The 6,495-nt window shown below is 61.5% G+C and carries 3 protein-coding genes and 1 rRNA gene; 3 read left to right on the top strand and 1 reads right to left on the bottom strand.

Annotated features, from left to right (window positions below):
- Both EOC06_RS13390 and EOC06_RS13385 read left to right on the top strand, forming a co-directional pair.
- A partial coding sequence (locus EOC06_RS13390; protein WP_245469562.1) for a L,D-transpeptidase family protein occupies positions 1 to 1,197 on the top strand: 1,197 nt, incomplete at its 5' end.
- Positions 1,198 to 1,418: 221 nt separating this feature from the next.
- Positions 1,419 to 2,978 (top strand): MFS transporter, encoded by a 1,560-nt coding sequence (locus EOC06_RS13385; protein ID WP_128307975.1) that lies wholly within the window; start codon positions 1,419 to 1,421, stop codon positions 2,976 to 2,978.
- A 6-nt stretch (positions 2,979 to 2,984) separates the two neighbouring features.
- Here EOC06_RS13385 and EOC06_RS13380 read toward each other — a convergent pair whose 3' ends face one another.
- The gene (locus EOC06_RS13380; RefSeq protein WP_164748944.1) at positions 2,985 to 4,952 is read right to left on the bottom strand and encodes a M23 family metallopeptidase; all 1,968 of its coding nucleotides are present in this window, start codon (positions 4,950 to 4,952) and stop codon (positions 2,985 to 2,987) included.
- Between the two features lie 785 nt (positions 4,953 to 5,737).
- Between EOC06_RS13380 and EOC06_RS13370 the strand changes: the two genes are divergently transcribed.
- Positions 5,738 to 6,495, top strand: a 16S ribosomal RNA gene (locus EOC06_RS13370); the annotation flags it as partial.

Below are 6,495 nucleotides of genomic sequence, written 5' to 3'. Positions count from 1 at the left end.
TATCTCGACGATCCGGAAGACATGGCGCGGTTCCGGCGCCAGCAGTTGGAAGAGGAAGGCCGCGTTATCCCGCCGCCGGCGGACGAGTACGATCCCTATGGGGACAATTCCGTCGAAGCCTATCCTCCCGCACCGCAGGACGATGGCAGCTACGACGACAATTATCCCGACGCGCCGCAGCCGGCGAAGCCGGGCACCATCAAGCGCCAGCCGCTGAACGAAGCCTCGATTGACCCTGCCCAGCCGGCGACGTCAGCCGATCAGGCGGCACTGCCGCCAAAGGCTGGGGGCAAGACCACTGTTGCCCCGGCACTTTCGCTGGGAGCGCGCCAGGATGTCGCCGCCCTTCAGGTGCTGCTAGACCGGGGTGGCGCTTCGCCTGGCGTCATCGACGGGCGTTTCGGTTCGAATGTCGACAAGGCGCTCGCTGCCTACAACCAGATCACCGGCGCCAATCTGCGATCGACCGACGCGGTCGCCATCCAGGCGGCACTTGCGCAATCCGGCGGCGATGCCTTCGCCAACTACACGATCACAGCGGAGGATGCGGCCGGTCCCTATGTCGCGTCGATCCCGGAAGACTATAGCCAGAAGGCGCAACTCGATCGCATGGGCTATACGTCGGTGACCGAGGCGCTCGCAGAGCGCTTCCACATGGACGAGAATTATCTCAAAGCGCTCAACCCGGACCTCGATTTCAATCGTCCCGGCACGACCATCAAGGTCGCCAATTTCGGCAAACTGGTTTCGACGCCGGTGGCCCGCATCGTCGCCGACAAGGACAAGAAAGAGGTTTTCGCCTATGATGCCGGCGGCAGACTGGTCGCGGCCTATCCCGCAACCATCGGCTCATCGGACACGCCGTCACCGTCCGGCATTCACACGGTGTCGCGCGTCGCGCTCGATCCGAACTACACCTACAATCCCAGCATCAATTTCAAGCAGGGCCAGAACGACAAAGTCCTGACCATTCCGCCGGGCCCGAACGGTCCCGTCGGCTCGGTCTGGATCGCCCTGGACAAGCCGACCTATGGCATCCACGGCACGCCGGATCCGTCGAAGATCGGCAAGACCGAAAGCCATGGCTGCGTACGCCTGACCAACTGGGATGCGCGGGAGTTGGCCAAGCTGGTTTCGCCGGGTGTCACGGTGGAGTTTGTCGGCGGACCTTCAGCCGATAACCTTGCGCAGCAGTGAACTGGGAAGTGCGGCGGCATAGACCAGCTGCATGATCAGGATGAAGCCGAGCTTTCAAGCGGCCGCCTCATCGAAATCCCCGCCGGCTGCACGTAACGGGGCTGGCATGACTGTGCCATTTGCACCCTGTCAGGGTGCAACCCTGGCCAAACGGCTGGTTTCAATGACTGCAAGCCACTGGCCGGTTGTTGCCGATGCGCTAGGGGTTTAAGCAAGGTTTCATGCATTCACCGAGCAAAGCTGCCGCGGTCCCGCTGACCAGCCCGGTCACGCATGGAACGTTTTGTCCGCAGTCGCAGCGGCGATTTGTGCTGATCGCGGCAATTCTGGCCTCGGCGCTTGGCTTCATAGACGGCTCGATCCTGGCCATCGCCACACCGGCGATTCGCGTCAACCTCGGCGCCAGCCTTGCCGAGGCGCAGTGGATTTCCAATGCCTATGCATTGACGCTGTCGGCGCTGATCCTGGCCGGGGGTGCCGCCGGCGACCGATTCGGTCTGCGCCGCGCCTTCGTGTCCGGCATTGCGCTGTTCATCGTCGCTTCGCTGGCCTGTGCGCTGGCGCCGAATGCCATTGTGCTGATCGCATTTCGCGCGTTGCAGGGCATCGGTGCGGCAATCATGGTGCCCGGCAGCCTCGCCATCATCGCCAAGGCCTACCCGAAGAAAGAACGCGGCCGCGCGATTGGGATCTGGGCGGCGGCTTCAGCGCTGACCACGGCACTTGGCCCGGTGTTCGGCGGTTTCGTGCTGTCGGCCTTCGGCGACGGCATCTGGCGGGCGATCTTCGCCATCAACCTGCCGCTGGGCTTGATCTCGATCTGGCTTCTGCTGGCCAAGGTTCCTGCCGATACGCCGACGGAGAAACGCAGCCTGGATCTCGGAGGTGCAGCGCTCGCGACATTGGCCTTCGGCGCGCTTGCCTATGGGCTGACCTCGATGAGCGCCAGCGGCGAGGGCCTCATGGCAGGGCCGAGCATTGCCGCAGGCGTCGTACTGCTGGCTGTCTTCATCGTTTTCGAGCTTCGGCAGCGCGAGCCGATGATCGACCTCAGCCTGTTTCGCGTCGGTGCTTTCGCCGGCGCCAATGTGGCGACATTCTTCCTCTATTTTGCGCTATCGGCCAACCTTTTCTATCTGCCGATGCTGCTGATCGCCGGCTGGGATCTGAGCACGGCCGAGGTCGGCTTCATCTTCCTGCCCTTGTCGGCATTGATCGCGCTTTTGTCGGGACCGGTCGGCAAGCTTTCGGACCGGATCGGACCACGTTTTCCGATCGCCTGCGGCAGCTTGGTCGTGGCTTTCGCGTTTGCCGGGCTGGCCTTGCTCACCTACGCCGGTATCCACAATTTCTGGATTGGAATATTCCCGCTGATGGCGCTGATGGGGCTCGGCATGGCTCTGGTCGTGTCGCCTTTGTCGACCGCGATCATGACGGCGGTGGAAGACAAGGACACGGGGGCCGCCTCCGGCATCAACAATGCCGTCTCACGCATCGGCGGTCTGATCGCGGTGGCGGCGATGGGCTCGCTTGCCGCATGGGTTTACGCGAATGCGCTGGACGCGAGCGCAACGTCCGCCATCCCAGGATTTGGTGAACCGGCGCCAGCCGGGCTTGCGCTGGCCATCGATGCGGCGAGGCTCGCCGCCAGCGATGCCGCTTTTGCCGCGGTTTCTTCGGTGACCGCGCTGCTTTGCCTGATTGCGGCTGTCATCGCCTGGACGACCATTCCCGGTGAGCGATTGCCATGGCCGCGACAGGCCGAAGATCGGCAAGGCTGAAGCGGGTCAACCGTCGATCTTGGCGCTCGCAACCTTCAGCGAATCGCTGTCTTCCTGCTTCAGCAGTTCGTCGATGCGCTCGCGCTCGCGCTTGAAGGCGACGAGGTCATCGCCCTTCAGCACCTTGCCGACCGGCAGGCGGACACGCATCGGATCAACCTTGGTGCCGTTGACGATCAGCTCGTAGTGAAGATGCGGGCCGGTGGCGAGGCCGGTCTGGCCGAGGAAGCCGATGGTCTGGCCCTGGCGGACGTGCACGCCCGGTTCGATGCCTTTGGCAAAGGCGCTCTGGTGATTGTATGATGTCTCATAGCCATTGGCATGGCGGATGATGATCTGCTTGCCGTAGCCGCCGGCCCAGCCGACCTTCTCGACCGTGCCGTTGCCGGCGGCGATGATCGGCGTGCCGATCGGCGCGGACCAATCGACGCCGGTGTGCATGCGGACATAGCCGAGGATCGGATGCCTGCGGGCGCCGAAACCGGAGCGGAATTTCCCGGCGGGCAGGGGATTGCGCAACAGGAACTGCTCGGCGCTCGAGCCGTCCTCATCAAAATAATCGGTGCCGCCGTCCTGCATCTGGAAGCGGTAGAAGTTGCGGGTCTGGCCGCCGAACGTCGCCGAGACGTAAAGAAGCTCGGAGCTGTCCGAGGTCTGGTCGTCACCGTCGGGCTGCGAGAACAGGACTTCGATGCGGTCGGCGGGGCTGAGGCGGGATTGGAAGTCGACGTCGGACGCCAGCAACTTGATCAACCGCTGCGTCATCGCCTTGGACATGCCGTAGGAATAGGCGGCGCGGTAGATGCCGTCATAGACGTTGGGCAGGTTGCCGCGCACCACCACGGGCGCCGACGAATCATCGAAGGCCGTCAGCAATTCGGGGTTCGGATCCGGTTCCTGCGCCGGCACATACTGGCCGCGATCGTTGAGCGCGATGGTGACGATGTGCTGGGTCCGGTCATAGACGCTGGTGCGCACGACCTTGGCGGCATCGCCGTGAACCTCGAGGCCGACACGCAGCACGGTTCCAGCTTTGAGCGCTGTTGCGTTGAGCAACTTGGCGATAGCTTCGGCCATTCCGGTGGCATCTTCACCCGTGTAGCCCGAATTGGCAAAAGCCTCGGTGACGTCGAGATCCTTGGTGAAGGGGATGATTTCCTCGGCGAAAGCCGGCGCCTGGTCGTCAACAGTGGCACGGGGCGCCACCGAGACATTTTCCGGCACGATCTTGACGTCGTAGGAGCCCGCCATGCTCTCGGCAAAAGCTTCGCCGAATCGCTGCGGGTCGACATAGTGAAGTGAAGCGACCTGCACGGCGCCGTCGCTGAGGTCGGTGCCGGCTTCGCGCACCACTTTTTCCACCTCGTCGGCGGAGAGGTCGCTCTTTTCGTCGAAGGAAGCTGTTTCGATCGGAAAATCGACGGTCTTCAGGCTCATCTCGCTTTCGACCTTGGCGCCGTAGATCTGGCCGGAAGCGGCAGAGGCCGTCGCCGGCTGGGCATTGTCGTCGCTGTCGTCGCCGAACACCTGCATCGGGTCGAAGGGTGGGTAGGCGCGGCTGGTGGTGTGGCCGGCGGCAAGGGCCATCTTGATCTGGACGAAAGGCATGGTGTGGATGACGTCGCGGTCGCCGACCTTGGTGACCATCGACACTTCCATGCGGCGACGGTCCTTGGCCTTTGCGATCTGACGCGGCGCCACCAGCCTGGTGGTCTTGGCGACTTCGCCGGAATCCCCGTTGCCGGCAAGGCTGATCAACTCGGCGATCTCGGGTGGGGTGGCCAGTTGCTGGCGGCCGTCAAGGGCGGCGAACAGCGCCACGCCCATCAGCACGCTTGAGGTGACGCCAGTGAGAAATGTTCCCGACAGCCAGCGTGCAGAAACCTCGCGCCGGTCGGGCGGGCCGCTGCGGCCATCCGCGATAAGCGGCGGCTCGTTGCCGAGTTCGGCTATGACATCTTCCGTGTCTGGCATCCAGAAAGGCTGCTTCTTCCCCGGGCGGAACGGCTTGTCGCTTTTGTTGTGGCCGTGACATTTGCCTGTCATGGCAGGTGAAGTCAACGAAGCGCCAGGCTCCGAACGAATTGCCCCCAAGCACTTCTCTTATAGAGCGCTCTGCCAGGCGGGGCGGTGTACCTTCTCTGCAAGGCCCATCGCACACTCCTATATAGAGGGCTCGTAAGACAGGCGCTGCTCCGTCGGCGGCGCCCACTTTCGTTGGCTTTGGTGTCGAACGGCAATGCGGCGGCAATAGGGCTCCTTCCCTGCCGTCCAATCGGTATTGCCAGCGTTCCCCTGGGGCAGTCGGCTATCGGCAGATCGGGTCCGAAATTTCTGTCGCAAAAACTTCAAAAACATTGTCGATGTGTGTTGACAGTTGTCGTTGGTGGCGACTATATACGCCTCACGAACGAGGGCGGCTCGCCGCTGGCGACGAAGAAGTTTGCTTCTAAGCCTGCCCTTAGCGAAATTCAAGAGAGCCGCGTAAGCGACACTCGGACGGCCCCGGAGCCAAAAGCGAAGCGGGCCACGACATTGCGTTTGCGGTGTCTGTTCTTTGAAAATTGAATAATGAAGAAAGAGAAACGTGGGCGGCAGAGTCCTGCTGAACCTCTTATCCCGCCAGGGGTATGAGGTTCGAACGAGACTTTGGCGGACACGTTTTGAGAGAATAAAGTCTACCAAGACACGTGAGTGTCTAGGTGTGAATGTTCTCGTCAATTCAAAGCGTGACCAGATAAAAGCCAATCAAAGTTTCAAAACTTGAGAGTTTGATCCTGGCTCAGAACGAACGCTGGCGGCAGGCTTAACACATGCAAGTCGAGCGCCCCGCAAGGGGAGCGGCAGACGGGTGAGTAACGCGTGGGAATCTACCCATCTCTACGGAACAACTCCGGGAAACTGGAGCTAATACCGTATACGTCCTTCGGGAGAAAGATTTATCGGAGATGGATGAGCCCGCGTTGGATTAGCTAGTTGGTGGGGTAATGGCCTACCAAGGCGACGATCCATAGCTGGTCTGAGAGGATGATCAGCCACATTGGGACTGAGACACGGCCCAAACTCCTACGGGAGGCAGCAGTGGGGAATATTGGACAATGGGCGAAAGCCTGATCCAGCCATGCCGCGTGAGTGATGAAGGCCCTAGGGTTGTAAAGCTCTTTCAACGGTGAAGATAATGACGGTAACCGTAGAAGAAGCCCCGGCTAACTTCGTGCCAGCAGCCGCGGTAATACGAAGGGGGCTAGCGTTGTTCGGAATTACTGGGCGTAAAGCGCACGTAGGCGGATTGTTAAGTTAGGGGTGAAATCCCAGGGCTCAACCCTGGAACTGCCTTTAATACTGGCAATCTCGAGTCCGAGAGAGGTGAGTGGAATTCCGAGTGTAGAGGTGAAATTCGTAGATATTCGGAGGAACACCAGTGGCGAAGGCGGCTCACTGGCTCGGTACTGACGCTGAGGTGCGAAAGCGTGGGGAGCAAACAGGATTAGATACCCTGGTAGTCCACGCCGTAAAC

The organism is Mesorhizobium sp. M7A.F.Ca.MR.362.00.0.0 (assembly GCF_004023175.1).
Lineage (GTDB): Bacteria > Pseudomonadota > Alphaproteobacteria > Rhizobiales > Rhizobiaceae > Mesorhizobium.
This window is presented reverse-complemented; position numbering and strand designations above follow the sequence as displayed.